General features: G+C 60.7%; 17 protein-coding genes and 1 tRNA gene. 14 read left to right on the plus strand and 4 right to left on the minus strand.

Annotated features, from left to right (window positions below; translation table 11 throughout):
* Nucleotides 1–823: 823 nt before the first annotated feature.
* From FGM15_12105 to FGM15_12120, 4 genes are all read right to left on the minus strand, one after another.
* Nucleotides 824–1,174, minus strand: coding sequence for a hypothetical protein (locus tag FGM15_12105; protein ID MBU3666601.1), 351 nt, complete (start codon nt 1,172–1,174; stop codon nt 824–826).
* A 425-nt stretch (nt 1,175–1,599) separates the two neighbouring features.
* Nucleotides 1,600–1,674, minus strand: a tRNA-Val gene (locus FGM15_12110).
* Nucleotides 1,675–1,738: 64 nt separating this feature from the next.
* Entirely contained in the window at nt 1,739–3,040 is a 1,302-nt protein-coding gene (locus tag FGM15_12115) for a prepilin-type N-terminal cleavage/methylation domain-containing protein (protein ID MBU3666602.1), read from the minus strand.
* 329 nt (nt 3,041–3,369) lie between these two features.
* Nucleotides 3,370–3,789 (minus strand): hypothetical protein, encoded by a 420-nt coding sequence (locus FGM15_12120; protein MBU3666603.1) that lies wholly within the window; start codon nt 3,787–3,789, stop codon nt 3,370–3,372.
* 137 nt (nt 3,790–3,926) lie between these two features.
* Between FGM15_12120 and FGM15_12125 the strand changes: the two genes are divergently transcribed.
* From FGM15_12125 to FGM15_12190, 14 genes are all read left to right on the plus strand, one after another.
* A complete protein-coding gene (locus FGM15_12125; GenBank protein ID MBU3666604.1) occupies nt 3,927–4,760 on the plus strand; it encodes a redoxin domain-containing protein in 834 nt (277 codons plus the stop codon).
* Nucleotides 4,761–4,789: 29 nt separating this feature from the next.
* Nucleotides 4,790–5,275, plus strand: coding sequence for an azurin (locus FGM15_12130; protein ID MBU3666605.1), 486 nt, complete (start codon nt 4,790–4,792; stop codon nt 5,273–5,275).
* 28 nt (nt 5,276–5,303) lie between these two features.
* On the plus strand, nt 5,304–7,220 hold the full coding sequence (gene nosZ / locus FGM15_12135; GenBank protein MBU3666606.1) for a Sec-dependent nitrous-oxide reductase: 1,917 nt from the start codon (nt 5,304–5,306) through the stop codon (nt 7,218–7,220).
* Nucleotides 7,221–7,314: 94 nt separating this feature from the next.
* Nucleotides 7,315–7,935: a hypothetical protein gene (locus FGM15_12140; protein MBU3666607.1), complete on the plus strand. Its 621-nt coding sequence runs from the start codon at nt 7,315–7,317 to the stop codon at nt 7,933–7,935.
* Between the two features lie 206 nt (nt 7,936–8,141).
* Nucleotides 8,142–9,431: a carbohydrate-binding protein gene (locus FGM15_12145; protein ID MBU3666608.1), complete on the plus strand. Its 1,290-nt coding sequence runs from the start codon at nt 8,142–8,144 to the stop codon at nt 9,429–9,431.
* On the plus strand, nt 9,314–10,942 hold the full coding sequence (locus tag FGM15_12150) for an ATP-binding cassette domain-containing protein (protein MBU3666609.1): 1,629 nt from the start codon (nt 9,314–9,316) through the stop codon (nt 10,940–10,942). Before FGM15_12145 ends, FGM15_12150 begins: the two co-directional genes overlap by 118 nt.
* 55 nt (nt 10,943–10,997) lie before the next feature.
* Nucleotides 10,998–11,447: an Rrf2 family transcriptional regulator gene (locus FGM15_12155; GenBank protein MBU3666610.1), complete on the plus strand. Its 450-nt coding sequence runs from the start codon at nt 10,998–11,000 to the stop codon at nt 11,445–11,447.
* Complete coding sequence (locus FGM15_12160; protein MBU3666611.1) at nt 11,444–12,652, plus strand: NnrS family protein; 1,209 nt, start codon at nt 11,444–11,446, stop codon at nt 12,650–12,652. The genes FGM15_12155 and FGM15_12160 overlap by 4 nt, the downstream gene beginning before the upstream one ends.
* A gap of 233 nt (nt 12,653–12,885) precedes the next feature.
* The gene (locus FGM15_12165; GenBank protein ID MBU3666612.1) at nt 12,886–14,037 is read left to right on the plus strand and encodes a PLP-dependent transferase; all 1,152 of its coding nucleotides are present in this window, start codon (nt 12,886–12,888) and stop codon (nt 14,035–14,037) included.
* A 110-nt stretch (nt 14,038–14,147) separates the two neighbouring features.
* Nucleotides 14,148–14,642, plus strand: coding sequence for a MarR family transcriptional regulator (locus FGM15_12170; GenBank protein MBU3666613.1), 495 nt, complete (start codon nt 14,148–14,150; stop codon nt 14,640–14,642).
* Nucleotides 14,639–15,325, plus strand: coding sequence for an amino acid racemase (locus FGM15_12175; protein MBU3666614.1), 687 nt, complete (start codon nt 14,639–14,641; stop codon nt 15,323–15,325). Before FGM15_12170 ends, FGM15_12175 begins: the two co-directional genes overlap by 4 nt.
* Nucleotides 15,276–15,614: an N-acetyltransferase gene (locus FGM15_12180; GenBank protein ID MBU3666615.1), complete on the plus strand. Its 339-nt coding sequence runs from the start codon at nt 15,276–15,278 to the stop codon at nt 15,612–15,614. The genes FGM15_12175 and FGM15_12180 overlap by 50 nt, the downstream gene beginning before the upstream one ends.
* Nucleotides 15,615–15,745: 131 nt before the next feature.
* Nucleotides 15,746–16,348: a nitroreductase family protein gene (locus FGM15_12185; protein ID MBU3666616.1), complete on the plus strand. Its 603-nt coding sequence runs from the start codon at nt 15,746–15,748 to the stop codon at nt 16,346–16,348.
* 14 nt (nt 16,349–16,362) lie between these two features.
* Nucleotides 16,363–16,622, plus strand: a 260-nt coding sequence (locus FGM15_12190) for an MFS transporter (GenBank protein ID MBU3666617.1), incomplete at its 3' end; no start/stop codon positions are given.

Below are 16,622 nucleotides of genomic sequence, written 5' to 3' on the forward strand. Positions count from 1 at the left end.
GTGCGCAACTTGCGCGCGATCTGCGCCGAGCGATCCCGGTCATTTGTCGCCGCGCTCAAGACCTGCAACGCGGACTGTTCGCCGTCCGATCCGGCTGACAGTCATCTCCCCGTTTTGACCCTGCTGCGCTCGCCCCTGTTGCTCGACTCGGCTCTGGCCGTTGTCGGGTTGCAGGCCGCCGAGGCCGACCCGGAGCTTGCGGTCATTATGGGAGAACTCGATCCGCCGCGCGAGGCCCGCGCCCGGCTGGCTGCGCAAATCGCCGCCAAGGAATTGCTCGCCGTCGAAGCCGCGCTTGCCTGCCCGGAGCTTGCCGAGGCCCGCGCGCGGTTGGAGTCGATGCCATGAACGACAACATTCCAGTCATGCTCACCATGAGCGAAACCGCGCGAACGCTAGACGTTAATGTGTCCCGGCTGCGCCGCGCCGTGGGGCGGGGCGAAGTTGTCCCGCGTGGCCGGGCCGGGCATAGCAGCAACGCGCCCTTGTTATTCGGGGCCGATCAGTTGCCCGACATTCAGCGCGCCCTTTCGGGTGAAGCGCCGTAAAACTTTTGCAGGAGAAAGCGGATTGCGGCGGAGTTTCGTTCTCTGGTTATTTTTCATCCCGCGCCCGGAAACCGCATAAAAGCCGGGCAGCCTGCAAAATCTTTGCGCGAGAATCGCGCTAGAGACGTTTTCTCGATTGCTCCGCTGTCTCGACCTTCGGGCGTTTCTCTGACGCCTTATCTTGAATTTGTTTGATTGTGCGGGGCATCGAGGGAAAGCAAAGCGCCCCCGCCTTTGAGGGGCGAGGGCGCGTGAAAGCGTAGTGAGCTTGTGCGCTATGCCGCGCGCGGATACGTCACGACATATTCCGCCTTGTTGGTTATGCCCCATCCCCCGGACTCCCATTGCTCCGGGACGTATTGCCGGGGATTCATCCCTTCCCGCTCGATGAAGGCTTGCGCCTTCGCCTTTGTCGGGAACGTCCAAGCCGCGAGGCAATAGTCCTCCAACCCATCCGGCGCGCTTTCCAAGGTCGCGCTGAAATAGGTTGCGAGGACATGTTCGCGGCTGACTTGCAATCGCGCGGCGAGGTTGTCCGCCTTGGCGACTATTTCCGGCGACAAGGCGAGAACCGCCTCGACGCCATTCTTGCCCGCTTCGATGCGGGCGGCTTTGTTTTTGTGCATGGTATTGCTGAAGCAAAAAGTCCACCGCCCGCGAAGGTTGTAGCCTTATCGCCCCGGTTATCACGCCGGGACTATCGCAGACGGTGGACGCTTCTGACTCTGTTTCCCTTTTTCGCGGATGATTAGGCCGCGAGTTATCAGCTAGGGGCGCACCGCTACAACGGCACGCAAGCGAAACATTCACCCGATGGGAGCCAAGGGCAAGGGCGAAGATTGCCGCGATTGGCACTCATTGGCACGCGGCGGCGACCCCGATTTGCGCTCCACCGCCAGAGGGTAGGGCGCGGAAATGGCAAAACCCTGTGCCAATTAGTGCCAATAAAACCCGCTAAAAGGTGTCTTTTCGTGTCTTTCGGTGTCTCTCCATGTTTTGACATAAAAAGCCCGCAAAGCCTGTATTCATAAGCATTTGCGGGGTTTGAAAGTGGTGCGCGATACAGGGTTCGAACCTGTGACCCCTACCGTGTCAAGGTAGTGCTCTACCACTGAGCTAACCGCGCGTTGAGGGACGTCAGGGAATTTACAGCGGTCGGACGAAATTCCAAGCGGGAATGCGAGAGAGGCTCAATTGCCCGCGGTGGACGGGTTCCAGCGGTTGTGGGTCTTGCTGGTGAATGTGTCCGCGATCGGCAGAGTTTCGACATGACCGTCCACGAAAAGAAAATTCGACTTACCGGAGTGGCGCTCGTGCGCGACGGCATTTTTGGCCGCGTTGACGGATGACCATTGATGGCACATGAAGTGGTCGGCCGTCATTCCGCCGGATGCGGATGCAACCTCGGCGAGCATGATCGTGCGACTGGGATTCGGAATGGCGACCGTGCGTCGCCACGAGGCCGGCGCGCCCACGTAGTCGTCGCCGTCCGGATCGAGCTCGAAAAAGACATTGAGTCCGTAGCTGTAAACTCTCGGGTCCGAGTTCTTGTCCGCCGGACACCGGAAAAAACTGTTGAACAGGGTTTTCCAATCTTCCGTCGCCGTTGCTTCGGGTGTTCCCAAATAAGGTGCGATGGAGGCGGCCCATCCGGGCTCTCTGGATGCCCCAGCGCTGTGGTAGCTGCGCGGGAATGAGCCTCCGTGATCGGCGCAGTAGAGCTGTAGTCCAGCGCCCAGACTGCGGAGATTGGTCGCGCATTCGGCGGCTGCGGACTTGGCAACGGCCGAACCCGAGGCCGCGATGGCAACGGCCGCCAAGACGGCGATGATCGCCATAACAACCAACAGCTCGACGAGCGTGAATCCCGTATCCAGTGGCTGCTGCGGATGCAAGAGCCGGCTTTTCATGTTTCTCGCTTGCGCGACACGATGTGCGAGGCGCCTGCCAGAAGGAGGGCGAAGGCAACCAATGCGCTGGTCCCCGGCTCCGGAACGACAGTCCAGCTGTAGGTCACCGTGGCCGGGGTGAAGTTGGCGTCCGTCGTCGCCGCCAAGGCTGATGAGGTGTAGTCGGCAAACCCGGTCCCCGTCGTGAACGCCTGGTTGGCGATGAAGATCTCGAAGGATGCGGTGTAGGCTCCGGCCAGCGCATCGCCCGGCAGCGTGAAGTAGGTGTGCCACATGGATCCGCTCCACAGCACCTGCGAGTTCGTCGATGCGAAGACTTGATCCCAACGGTTCGCGCTCTGGCCGTAGTTGTAGGACTCGAGCAGCGGCGAAGAGAGCGAAAGCAATCTGATGCCGAGGGATTTTCCCGTCGGCACGTAAGCCATCATCATCGAGCCGTCGCCCATGAAGGAGAATCCGTATTGGTTGTTGAAGAGGGCCCCGTTGCCTGCGTTGGCAAGGGGAGTCCCTCCGACGCCTTCGGGAGACCCGAGATCGGGACGCCACGCCGCAGTGTCGGCGAACCAGTTTCCTGGGCTCCATTGCTGCAGCGACTGCAGCTTGGGCACGGACGCGGGGCTGAAAGACAGGTTGATGGTCCCGGCAGTCGGATTTGCCCCGGTCCCCGAAGATGCACCGATCGAGACCATCGGCATGATCATGCCGCCTTGGTCATCAGGACCCGGGATGGAAGTAATGAGTTGTGCCGGACTCGTGGCAAGCAGGAGAAGTTCGGCGACAAGAAAAGGTTTAAATTTCATGGGTAAATTGAATTTGGGTTTCATGCGCCCGCGCGAAGCGGCGGCAATTCGGAAAACGCGAACCCTTCGCGCACGTGCGCGGGGCTCGATTGAGCCGGCGTGAGGCCGGGCCTAAGCCGCGAGAGTTCGCGGAGGCGGGAGGGCGGGACGATCCGTGCGTTCCGCGAACAGGACAGTTGCCAAAGGATAAGTGTGTTCGCCGCGCGGTGCGCCCGCCGAAGAAACTTCAGGCGTGGCCGCGAGAACGCAGACAAGTTTCACAGGCGATAATGTGACGGCGGCTTTGCTTTCCTTTTCATTTTGCCGCGCCTTCGTGATTTCCTTGCAGAGAGGGCAGGGGTGTTTGCCGTCGAAGGTGCGCCCAAGCCCCGCGGCGAAGCCGTAACGCGTGCTGTAGTCGAAGGCCATGCCGGTCCACGCCACCGCTTGCAACAGACCGAGCGGTCCTAGACTCAACAGCAGCGCGGCCAGCACCAAGGTTGCACGCGCTGCACGGGAAGAGCACTTTTTACTGCCGCTGTTTGGCACCATGAAATCTTATGCCTAATGCCGCCAATTAATCGAGACAAGCAAATATAAAGAACATTTTATCTTGATTTGGCGCGGTGTGCGGTCAACCTAGCACTGTGACCCGGCTCGGATCCGCACTTTTCTTAGCAGTTGCAATTGTGTCGGTGCTTGCCGGGTGCGGGCGGGCGGACAAATCCGGCGCGATGCGCGAGTATGAAGTCCGCGGAATCGTGCGCGAACCCCTCTCCGGCGAAAGTGAGATCATGGTGGAGCACGAGGATGTGCCCGGCCTGATGCCGTCGATGACCATGCCTTTCAAGCCGCGGGATCGCGCGGAAGCCGTGGATCTCAAAGCCGGTGATGGTGTGGCTTTCACTCTGACTGTCGATGATGCGGGTAGTTCCATCTCGCAGATCCGCAAGATCGATCCTGCGTCGGTCAAACTCCCGGTGCCGCTGCCTCCTCGCGGGGGCGCCGATGCGCCCGTCAAGCGCATCAAGGAAGGCGACACATGGCCGGTCTTCACGCTCGTGGACCAAAACGAAAATGATATCAGCTCCGCGGACCTCGCCGGCAATTACACGCTCGTGAACTTCATGTTCACACGCTGTGCCGTGCCCGACTACTGCCCGTTGATGACGCGGAATTTTGCGGAAATCGAATCCGCCCTCGGTGCCGAGACCGGCGCCGGCAAGGTGCGGCTTTTGAGTGTTTCTTTCGATCCCGAGGACACGCCGGAAGTCCTGCGTCAATATGCGAAGGCCAAGGGCGCCGACTGGACGTTCGCCACCGGCGATCCCGGCGAAATCGACAAGGTCACGCGTGCTTTCGCGGTGCGCGTGGAGCAGGAAGGCGGCACCTACAACCACGGGCTTTGCACGGCGCTCATCGGGCCGGATGGAAAAATTTTGCAACTCTGGCGGGGCAATGCATGGAAGCCGCAGGAAGTCACGGAGGCCGTTCGCACCGCTCTCGGAACAACGCAGAACTGATTTCAATCAAACCAATACAACCAAACCACATGAAAACCACCAAACTCCTGTTGTCGCTGCCGCTGGCAGTCATTGTATCCGCGCTGCTTTCCTCTTGCGGTGACAGCGGTGCACCCGCCGCCGGAGGCGGCGAAGCCGTCCAAGTGACGATCCAGGCCAACGACCAGATGAAATATGACACCGATCGGATCGAGGCCAAACCGGGTCAAAGCGTCCAAGTAACCCTGCGCAATGTCGGCACGATGCCGAAGGTTTCCATGGGCCACAATTTTGTCGTTCTCGACGGCCAAGTCGCGCCCGAGCAGTTCCTCGAGGCGAGCCAGATGCAGATGGCCAGCGATTATGTCGCGCCGGAATTGAAGGAGCATGTCATCGCGCACACCAAGCTTCTCGGGCCGGGCGAGTTCGACACTATCACCTTCGCTGCGCCGAAAACCGCTGGCGACTATCCGTTTCTCTGCTCCTTCCCGGGTCACTACGCCATCGGGATGAAGGGCGTTCTGTCCGTCAAATAACGAAATGCAAAACCCTGGAGATGCACCCATGAAACCCCACATTGAAAAACTGCTGGCAACTGCGGCGCTTGCCGTGGTCGTCAGCTTGCTCGCACCCGGTTGCGGCCAGAAAAAATCCGCTTCGGCCAACAACGCGGTGAGCGATGCCGAACGCAAAGACATGGCGCTGGCTTCGTTTGTCGCCCCCGGCGAGAAGGACGAATACTACCTGTTCTATTCCGGCGGTCACTCGGGCCAGATTTACGTCGCCGGCGTCCCTTCGCTGCGTCACATCTCGACCATCCCCGTGTTCACGCCTTATCCGGGCACCGGCTACGGCTTCGACGAGGCATCGAAGAAAATGCTGGGCGATTACACGTGGGGCGACGTTCACCATCCGGCTCTCTCCCAGACGGATTCGCTCTACGACGGGCGCTGGTTGTTCTGCAACGACAACGCCAACAACCGCGTGGCTCGCATCGACCTGCGCGATTTCAAAACCAAGCAGATCCTCGGACCGATCCCGAACGCGAGCGGCACGCACGCCTCGTCGTTCGTCACGGAAAACACCGACTACCTGTTCCTTGCCACGCGGTTCTCCACGCCGCTGCCGCGCGGGCGCGTGGCCGATCCGAAAGATTACGCGAAAGAGTTCAACGGCATGATCACCGCAGTGAAGGTTGACCCGAAAGACGGAGAGATGAGCCTGGCCTACCAGATCCTAATGCCTCCGCTCGATTTCGATCTTTGCTCGACCGGCAAAGGCCCGAGCAGCGGATTCGCGTTCTTCACGTCCTACAACACCGAAATGGCCGGCGATCTGCTCGAGGTCAATGCTACGCAAAAAGACCGCGACCTCGCTGCCATCGTGAATTGGAAAGCCGCCGCCGAAGCCGCGGCCGCCAACAAGGGAACGGTCATGAACGGCGTGCAGGTCCTCGACCCCTCCAAGGTTCCGGGCATTCTTTATTACGTGCCCGTCGGCAAATCGCCGCACGGCATGGACACCGACCCGACCGGTCAGTGGATCGTCGCCGGCGGCAAACTCCAACCGAGCACGACCGTTCTCAATATCGACAAGATCAAGGCCGCCATCGCCAACAAGGATTTCGACGGCGAATTCCGCGGCGTGCCGATCCTGAATTACAACAGCGTGGTGGAAGGCGAAGTTCCAGTCGGACTCGGTCCGCTCCACACGCAATATGACGGCAAAGGCAATGCCTACACGTCGCTCTTCGTCGATTCCAACATCACGAAATGGAAACTCCCGCCGTGGACCGATGCTGAGAAAAAAGATCTCACCTCGGTCGTGCTGGACAAAATGCCCGTCAACTTCAGCGTCGGCCACCTCGTGGTTGCCGGAAGCGACACGAAGAAGCCCTACGGCAAATGGCTGGTTGCCATGAACAAATTGTCCAAAGGGCGCCACGTCAGCGTCGGACCCTCGCAACCCGAGTCGAGCCAGCTGATCGACATCAGCGGAGACAAAATGAAAATGGTGGCCGAGGCTTACACCGAGCCCGAACCGCACTTCGCGCAGATCGTCGCGGTGAAAGACCTCAAGCCCATCGAGGTTTACCCAAAAACGGAGAACAAGGATCCCAACGCCGTGTGGGACGCGAAAGAAACCGGCGTGACGCGCGAGGGCAACAAAGTCACCGCCAAAGTTATCGCTGTGCGCAGCCGCTTCATTCCCGACCGCATCGATGCAAACGTCGGTGATGAGCTGATCGTCCACGTCACCAACATCGAACAGGCCGGGGACATGATCCACGGGTTCGGTGTCAACGACCACAACCTCAACGTGGTCATCGATCCGGGCGAAACCAAGACGTTCAAGGTCAAACTGACCAAGACCGGCGTGTTTCCCTTCTATTGCACGAACTTCTGCTCCGCGCTGCACCAAGAGATGCAGGGCTACCTCGTCGTGCATCCCGAGGGCGAGCCGGTTGCCAAAGCGGATTGAGCGGGACACGAAGGCAATCAAGATGTCCGTGAATCAAGAAAAAGCCGGTGCGCTAGGCGGCCGGCCCGCGCCGGCCTCGTCGCTCGGTGCGAAGATCGACGCGCTGCTGCGCAGCGAACGCAACTTCCTGTGGCGTCCGCTCAATCTCACCTCGCGGCTGTTGCTCGTCGCAGCCGCGGCGGCAATCATCGCGTCGTTCTTCTTCCCGCTGTGGAGGATGCACCTCTTCGCCCCGCAATACGAGGAGGGCCTGTCGCTGTATATCTACAGCCACAAAATCCAAGGCGGCGGCATCGACGGTGCCGATCTCAACGAGATCAACACGCTCAACCACTACATCGGGATGAAACCCCTGCGGCAGGCCGATTTTTTTGAGATGCAGTGGATGCCTTTCGTCTTCGGTCTCATCATCCTGCTCCTGCTGCGCGCCGCGGTCTTCGGTCAAATGGCCAACGTGGTCGATGTTTTCACGCTGTTCAGCTATTTCGGCGTGTTTTCCATCGGGGCGTTCTATTACCGGCTCTACATTTACGGGCACCAGCTCGATCCGGAGGCGCCGATGAAGATCAAACCGTTCACGCCCCTGCTCATTGGCACGAAGCAAATCGCGAACTTCACCGAACACAGCTACCCGCAGTTCGCGGCTTATCTGCTCATCGCGGCGGTGTCGCTGGTCTTTCTGGCCGGTTGGTTCTCGCGCAATGAGACGGTGTGAAGCGTTTGAGCGCCAGACTTTTGGCTCGGGCAGGGAGCACGGGCGCCCCGCCCGTTTCCGCGATCTTGCAGAGTCCAAAATCTTCCGGCGATCGGCATCAAAGAACGGTAGGGTCTGCTGGCCCGGCCGACTGCAAGCTCGGGACCGAAGGGCTGCAGCCCGCCAGCCGGCCCTGTCGCGGGGGAATCTTCAAATCCCAATCCATTTTGCTGCCGCTATTCGCCGCAGTCTTTAACGCGCAAACTATCCTCGCAGCCGGCACGAGCGTCTCGCCGCTGCAACAACTTGTCGATGACGCCGGCCCCGGTGCGACGGTGCGTGTTCCCGTCGGAGTTTACGAGGGCAATCTTGTCATCGAAAAGCCGCTGCACCTGATCGGCGATGAAGGTGCGGAAATCCGCGGCACGGGCCGCGGCAAGACGGTCGCGATCACCGCGCCGGACGTGACGCTGGAGGGATTTCGCATACGCGGCTCCGGACGCGACCTGATGGACGACGATGCCACGGTGTTCGTCGCGGCCGATCGTGCGACCATCATCAACAACAGCATCGACGACTGCCTGCACGGCATTTATCTCAAAAAAGTCAAAGATTGCCGTATCACCGGGAATGTCATCACGGGAACTGCCATTGTTGCGGACACCTCGGATCCCGGTGACGATCCGGAGAATTGCGATGCCAGCACACCGGTCGGAGGCCCCGGCAACGGCATCCACCAGTGGAATTGCGAGCGGACGGAAATCGCCGGCAACACCATCACCCGCACGCGCGACGGGATTTATTTTTCATTCACCAACCACTGCCGAATCGAGGGCAACAAGGTCAGCCGCGTGCGCTACGGTCTGCACTACATGTATTCGGACGACAACACGTTCGAGGGCAACCGCTTTTTCGCCAACGCGGGCGGGGCGGCCGTCATGTTTTCCGAGCGCGTGACCATCCATGACAACGACTTCGTGGACAACCGCGGATCGCGCGCCACGGGGCTCATTCTCCTCTCGGTGGACGATTCCGTCATCGAGGGCAACCGCATCGGGAAGAACGCGCTGGGACTTTCGCTCAACCAGTGCAACCGCAACCGATTCATCGCCAATGCGGTCGATGGCAACCACGTTGGGATGCGCTTCGGCGGCAACTCCGACGACAATGCATTTTCCGCGAATTCTTTTCGCCGCAATTTATATCCGGCGGAGATGACCGGCGAGAGCGGCACGAACCGCTGGGAGGTGGCCGGCGTGGGCAACCGCTGGGACAATGTCGCGCCGGTGGACTTCAACGCCGACGGCATCGGCGATCTGCCGCACCGCGAGTTGGATGTGCTCGGATCTTTGCGCCGTGATTTTGCGCCGGTGAGCCTGCTCGCGGGCAGTCCCGCGCTTTGGCTCGTGCGCTTTGCGCACCAGCGCGCCGCGTTGCCCGGGCTCAACACGATCCAAGACAACTCGCCGCTGCTCGATGTTGCTCCCGCCGGAAGATTTTTCCGCCCGAAGCCGTGATCCGCGCGTCCAATCTGGTCAAATCTTTCGGACCGCAGCGCGTCCTCGACGGCGAATCGTTCGAGGCCCGGGACGGACAAATCACTCTGCTCATCGGCCCCAACGGCGCCGGCAAAACGACCACGATGCGCCTCGTGGCAGGGTTGGCGTGCCCGGATTCGGGGAACGTCGAGATCGACGGCTGTTCAGCGCAGTCCGATGGACGCCGCTATCGCGCGTTGTTGGCATTTTTGCCCCAAAGCCCGGCATTCCATCCGCGCTTCACCTGCCGCCAGATCCTCGGATTTTACGCTGATCTGCGTGGCGTCCCGTCGGAACGCGTCAACGAAGCGATCGTCCAAGCGGGACTTGAAGACGTGGCCGACAAGCCTTCCGGTCATCTGTCCGGTGGCCTGCGCCAACGCTTGGGTCTGGCGCTTTTGCTGCTGCCCGAAGCGCCCGTGCTCTTGCTCGATGAGCCCGGATTGAGCCTCGATCCGGAGTGGCGCGAACGATTGCAGAAAATTTTGCACGAACAAGCCCGTCTTGGGCGCACGGTTCTCGTCACCACGCATTTGCTCCACGAGTGGAACGGTCAGGCCGACGTGTGTCTGCTTTGCCAAGACGGAAAAATCCAATGCGGAGTCGATCCGCATGCGCTTGCATTCGCAGCGGCCGGGAAAGGCCCGGGCACGATTCTATCCGGAACGAATGAAAAATCTTCCCGCCGTTCCGCGTTGTCTGCCAAGGCTTCCGCCGGCAGGCCCTTCCGCGCGGTGCTCGCGCGCGAGATCCGAGCGGCGTTCATGAACCGCTATTTGCAGACATTCACCGTTCTCGCGCTGGCCGGTGGGTTGGTCAGTGTATGGATGAGCGAAAACCTCGAGGCTGTCGCGCATCTCACTCTGCAGACTTGCCTGTATGGCATCCCGCTTTTCGCGCTGCTCCTCGGCGTGAGCAGCGCGCGCATGGAGTCCGAGGAATGGCCCGTGCTGTTTTCGCAACCAGTCCGCCGCTCCACGATTTTCTTCGGGAAATTCCTCGCTTCATGGGGGGTGTTCGTGCTTTTGCTCGCGGTCGTTTTCGTGCCGGGACTCTTCGTCGGGGTGACTGCGGGTTCTGCGGCCGCGCAATGGATCGAAAGCACGGCTTTGGGCGCCGTCTTCGTCGCCTTGGGGCTCTGCGTCGGCGTGTCGGCCGGCGACCGCGTGCGCGCGCTCGTCGCCGGTCTGGTGGCCTGGCTGGTTTTGTTTGTCATCTTCGATCTTGCCGTGGCCGGTTTGGCCGGTTGGCCTTTCATGCAGCAACTGCCGGGCTTCTGGGTCGCGTTGCTCGTGGTCAATCCTCTCGATGCCTACCGCATCCAGGCGCTCTTCGGTCTCGAACAAATCCCCGCGGAAACCGCTGCCAAATCTCCGCTCGCCGCGTGGTGGCTCGATCACGCGCACGCGTGCTTTTTCGCCATCGCCGCGCTCTGGACCGTCGTGTTGCTCGCTCTGACAGTGCGACGAATAAACCGCATGGAAGCGTGAAAAATGCGGATACCCGCCTTGCTTGCAGGCCGCCGCGAAACTACTGATCTACGCCATGTTTATTTACGGAAAAATGAGTGCGAACGCGATTTCGGTGATGAGCTACCTGGCCGAGCAACCGGGGCGGCGCGCCGGATCGCGCGAGATTGCGAAAGTCCGGAAACTCTCGCAAGCGCTCACGGCGAAACTGCTTACGCAACTCGCGTCGGCCGGCTTGGTCGCCGGCCAACCCGGCCCCGGCGGCGGCTACACTCTGGCCAAACCGCCCGGAGATATCTGCCTTTTCGACATCGCTTCGCTCTTCGGGCAGACCGAACCGCCTGCGCTCTGTCCCTTCGGCCCCGAATGGTGCGGGCACGGCGCACCTTGTCCGCTGCATGACAAAATAGCGTCCATCCTCGCAGCCAATCACAAGTTCATGCAGCACAACACGCTGGCGGAGTTTGTCGGCAAACCGCCCCGCAAACGGGAAATCGACACAAAGGCGGACGAGGCGGCGCGATGAGCGTGTCCGCGGAAAGCGAATCCCCATGCCGCCGCTATTGGCGTCTGGTGAATGCGGGTGAACCTTTCCGACTGCTTTTTCCCCTCGGCGCGTTGCTCGGCATCCTCGGCGTCGCGGTCTGGCCGCTGCACGTCTGGGGATTTGCGCCGAATTATCCCGGACAAATCCATGCGCGGATCATGATCGAATGTTTCCTCACGTCCTTTGTCATAGGATTCCTCGGAACGGCGCTCCCGCGTGTCCTCGATGTGCGCCGCCTCGGACTTGCTATCAGCGGCACGCTCGCCGTCGTGCTGGCTCTTTCCGCTTCGATGCATCTCGCGGGTCATGGCCTGTGGGGGGACATCGCATTCGCGGCCGCACTCGGTGCGTTTGTCGCGGTCCTTTTGTCCCGCGCGCGTCAACGGAAAGACATTCCTCCGCCATCGTTTGTTCTCGTTGGGATGGGATTGCTCGCGGGCATCGCGGGGGCGGTCATCCAGATCCTCGATCGCATCTGGCCGATGCTCCTCGCGCCGTGGGTCGGTTCGCTGGGCCGCGCGTTGCTGCACCAAGCCTATCCGCTGCTGCCGGTTATGGGAGTCGGCGCTTTCCTGCTGCCGCGTTTTTTCGGATTGCGCGGACGCCAGGACTTTCCCGAATTGCTGCGACCGTCGCGGGCGTGGTTGCGGCAGGCATTGCTTGCATTCTCCGCGGGCGTGCTGGTGCTGGTCAGTCTTTTGCTTGAGGCCCGCGGATATGTCCGCCCGGGCTACGCGCTGCGCCTGCTTGCTGTGGCCGGATTTTTCGCGTCGGAAATTCCGCAGGGCGAAATCCTGCGAGGCCGCGGCACTCTGGCGCTCGGAGTGAAAATCGCGCTTGTCTCGATCCCCGCCGGCTACGCGCTGCTGGCGTTTTCCCCTTCGCACTACTTCGCGTGGCTGCACGTCGTGTTCGTCACGGGTTTCAGTCTGCTGATCTTCGTTGTCGCCTGCCGCGTGGTCTTCGGCCACGGCGGACAAAGCGAAAAGTTCCGCGCGAGACTCTGGCCGATTCTTGCCGTGATCGCGCTGTTGCTGCTCGCCGCCGCCACGCGCGTCAGCGCCGACTGGATGGATGCCTCGCGTCTGAAACACTACGCCTACGCCGCAATCGCCTGGTCTGCGGGTGCCGTCGTGTGGTTCATGGCCCTGCGCAGAACCTTGGCCAGCTCCGATGAGGATTAAGGTTCTTTCCGCTCCCGAATGAGCAAGCCCGGCAACCGCAGGCGCCGCACGCCAGAGAGAAGCATGTCAAAGGTCGTGTCTCGCCAGACGCGGACGGGCAGGCAACCTGGCCACGCGAGGGAAGGTGGCAAGGAAAACTCACGCAAAGCGGTGGGTTTTCCGGACGCTCCTGACGGTGGGATCGCCGAATACGCGAGCCCGCCCTGCTACGCGGCGGATTTTCCGGATCATTTATGAAAAAAGAGAAACACTCCTACCGGCCTGCAACCGTGTGCCTGCACGGAGGCGCGTATCACGACCGGAACACGGGCGGCGCGTGCAGTCCGATTTTCACCTCGACCGCTTTCGCGTTTCCTAACCCATCCAACGAAAACCTTTACCCGCGCTACTTCAATACGCCCAACCAAAGGGTGATCGCCGAAAAACTGGCCGCGCTCGAGCAAGGCGAAGAAGCGATGGTGTTCGGCTCGGGCATGGCGGCAATTTCCACGCTGCTTTTCGCCCACTTGCGCCCCGGCGACCACGCGCTGTTCCAAGCGGACCTCTACGGCGGCACGCATCAGTTGGTGACGAAGGAATTGACCCGTTTCGGCATCGAGATCACTTTCTTCTCCGATGCGGCAGAGTGTGCCGGTGCCGTCCGGCCCGCGACGCGGTTGATTTATGTCGAGTCGCCCTCGAATCCGCTGCTCCGGTGCGTGGACATCGCCGCCGTGGCGACCCTGGGACATGAGCGGGGCTTGCTCACCATTGTTGACAACACGTTCGCCACGCCGATCAACCAGAACCCCATCGCACTCGGATTCGATGCGGTGGTCCACAGCGCCACCAAATACCTGAACGGCCACAGCGATGTGAACGCGGGCATTGTGGTGGCCTCCGCGGAAATCCTCCGCCGTCTCACGGAAGCCGCGACAAGCTACGGTGGCATGCTCGATGCCCATTCGTGCTACCAATTGGAACGCGGTTTGAAAACGCTCGCCCTGCGCGTTCGCCAGCACAATCAAAATGCCGGGGAACTGGCGCGCTTCCTGCAGAAACACCCCGCCGTGGCGCGCGTGAACTATCCCGGACTGCCCGGGCATGCCGACCATGCCGTAGCTGCGCGGCAAATGAGGGGTTTTGGCGGGATGTTGTCTTTCGAGTTGCGCCGACCTGATCAGGTGGATCGCTTGCTCGAAAAACTGCGCATCGTCATGCCGGCCCTGAGTCTCGGAGGCGTGGAAAGTTTGATTTGCGTCCCGAGCCGCACCACGCACCGGCTGATGACGCCCGCAGAGCGCAAACGGGTGGGTATCAGCGACGGACTGGTCCGCGTTTCGGTCGGAATCGAAGACTGCGACGATCTGCTGGCGGATTTAGATCAGGCGCTTGCTGCCTCGTGAGCGGTGGCGACTTCCTTCGCTGCGCGTGCTCTCCCGGACAAGCACTTGTTTTCTTTCGCTTGATTATATCGCAACACGATATATTGTTTGCGGAGGTTCAACCGATATTGATGACCAAAGCGGACTACGAGGCCTTGGCTTCATTCAGGTATGCCCTGCGGAAATTTTTGGATTTCAGCAGAAGGGCCGCGGCGGAGCAGGGCTTGGCGCCGCAGCAGTATTTGGCCCTCCTGGAAATCAAGGGCTTCCCGGGGCACGGGCAAGTGACCGTGGGCAATCTTGCCGAGCGGCTGCATGTGGCGGCTCATAGCGCGGTGGGTTTGGTAAACCGCCTGCAAGAGCGCGGGTTGGTCAAGCGCAAGCAGTCCAAAGAGGACCGCCGATGCATTCATGTCTGCCTCACGAACAAAGGGGAAAGCCTTCTGCAGAAGCTGGCCGTTGCGCACCGCAACGAGCTCAAGATCGCAGGGCCGCTGCTGGCGAAACTTTTGGAGCATGTCAGTAGCGGTCAGGATTCCGCGGGGTGCCCGGTCTCCGTCCCGGCCAGCGAAGCAAGCCGACGCGCTTTCGCTTCGTCACAAAAGAATCATATGCCAAAGAAATGAAACGCATCGGACTCATCGGCGGGCTCAGCCCCGAGTCAACTGTCCATTATTATCAGCGCATCTGCCGCAGCCATAACCGGAAATGCGGCGGGTTGATATTTCCGGAGATCACTATCGAGAGCCTCAATCTCCAGGAGCTCGTCGGTTTGTTTGGCAAAAACGATTGGGATGGAGTGGCCGCGATCCTTCTTTCGGCATTGCACCGGCTCAAAAGCGCCGGCGCCGGATTTGCCGCCATTTTGGCCAACACTCCGCACAATGCCTACGACCTCATCCGTGATACTTCGCCGTTGGAGATTCTCACGATCATGGATGCGACGGCCCGACGCCTTGCGCGCGACGGTCGCAAAAAGGTCGCTTTGCTGGGAACAAAAGCCACCATGGAATTCGGCTTTTTCCAGAAGCATTTCGCATGCGCCGGCATCGAGACTCAGGTGCCCGATGCGGCGCAACGTGCGGAACTGGATCGCATCATCTGGGAGGAATTGTCCCGCGGCGTCGTCCTGCCGGCATCCCAAATAGCGGCAAAAACGATGATGTCCGATCTGGAACGCCGCGGTGCCGAAGCCGTCATTCTCGGCTGCACGGAACTGGGGCTTCTCATCAAGCCGGGCGACTCTGGGCTTCCGCTTTATGACACGCTCGAGATCCACGCCGATGCCATCCTCGAATTTGCCGCCTGAACCTGACATCAGCAAAAGAACATTCGGCGCGCCCGTGGTCAACAATGCGTCGTTGCGCCGCTTCGAGCTGGAGGTTGGCGGCGAAACGGCGTTCCTCCAATACTCGTTCGAGGCCAATGGCTTCAGCCTCGACCACACCCACGTGCCCGACAGCATGCGAGGCAAAGGCATGGGCGCGGCTCTGGTGCGCGCGGCCATGGCCGAGGCGAAACGTCGAGGATGGGAAGCCACCGCACGATGTGCTTTTGTTGAGGCATTCCTGAAAAAGCATCCCGAAAAGCCCGGATAGTTGCGGCTGCAACTCGGGTCGCACACGAAGTGTTCCTTTTTCTCGGGAAGCCCCGGTGAAGTCGGATGGGGAATAGGGTCTCTCCTTGTTCGGGTTGATGCGACTGCCGGAAACGGTCATAGTCACATCCGATGAACACGATCGAAGCCATTCGTGCGCGCCGCGCCATCAAGCATTACGACCCGAACCACAAAATGCCCGCCGACGAGGAACGGCAGTTGCTGGAGCTGGCCATGCTCTCGCCCACGGCGTTCAACATACAAAACTGGCGCTTTGTCGTGGTCCGCGACATGGAGATCCGCAAAAAAATCCGCGCAGTGGCCTGGGATCAGGCTCAGGTGACAGATGCGTCCGTGCTCGTTGTCCTTTGCGCGAACATCAAGGCGTGGGAGCAGCAGCCTCAGCAATACTGGCGCAACGCGCCCAAGCCGGTTCAGGACTTTCTCGTGCCGGCTATCGAGCAATACTACAACGGCAGGCCCGGGGTGCAACGGGACGAAGCCATGCGTTCCTGCGGTCTTGCCGGACAGACCATCATGCTGGCGGCCAAGGCCATGGGCTATGACACGTGCCCGATGGACGGCTTCGATTTCGACGCGGTGGGCAAGATCATCAACCTCCCCCCTGATCATGTGATTTCCTTCATGATCGCGATCGGGAAAAAGACGCAGGACTCGTGGCCGCGGCCCGGGCAGCTGTCCTACGCGCAAGTTGTGGTGGAAAACGCGTTTTAGTTCCGACGCTGGCCATGGAAGCTCCCCCGCGCAAGAGCGCGCCCGTGCGCAAGCGCGAGATCTTCGGCTGGTGTTGCTACGATTTCGCCAATTCGGCTTTTGTGACCGTGGTCATCACGGTCGTGTTCGGTCCGTTTTTCACGGGTTTCGTCGCGGTCGGTGCCGCGGCACCTAACACTTTGTGGAGCGGTGTCCTGGCTGCTTCGCAGATGCTTGTCATCGTGTTCGGTCCGGTGCTTGGTGTGATGGCCGATGTGACGGGTGCGAAAAAGCG

This window comes from Chthoniobacterales bacterium (assembly GCA_018883245.1).
Lineage (GTDB): Bacteria > Verrucomicrobiota > Verrucomicrobiia > Chthoniobacterales > JACTMZ01 > JACTMZ01.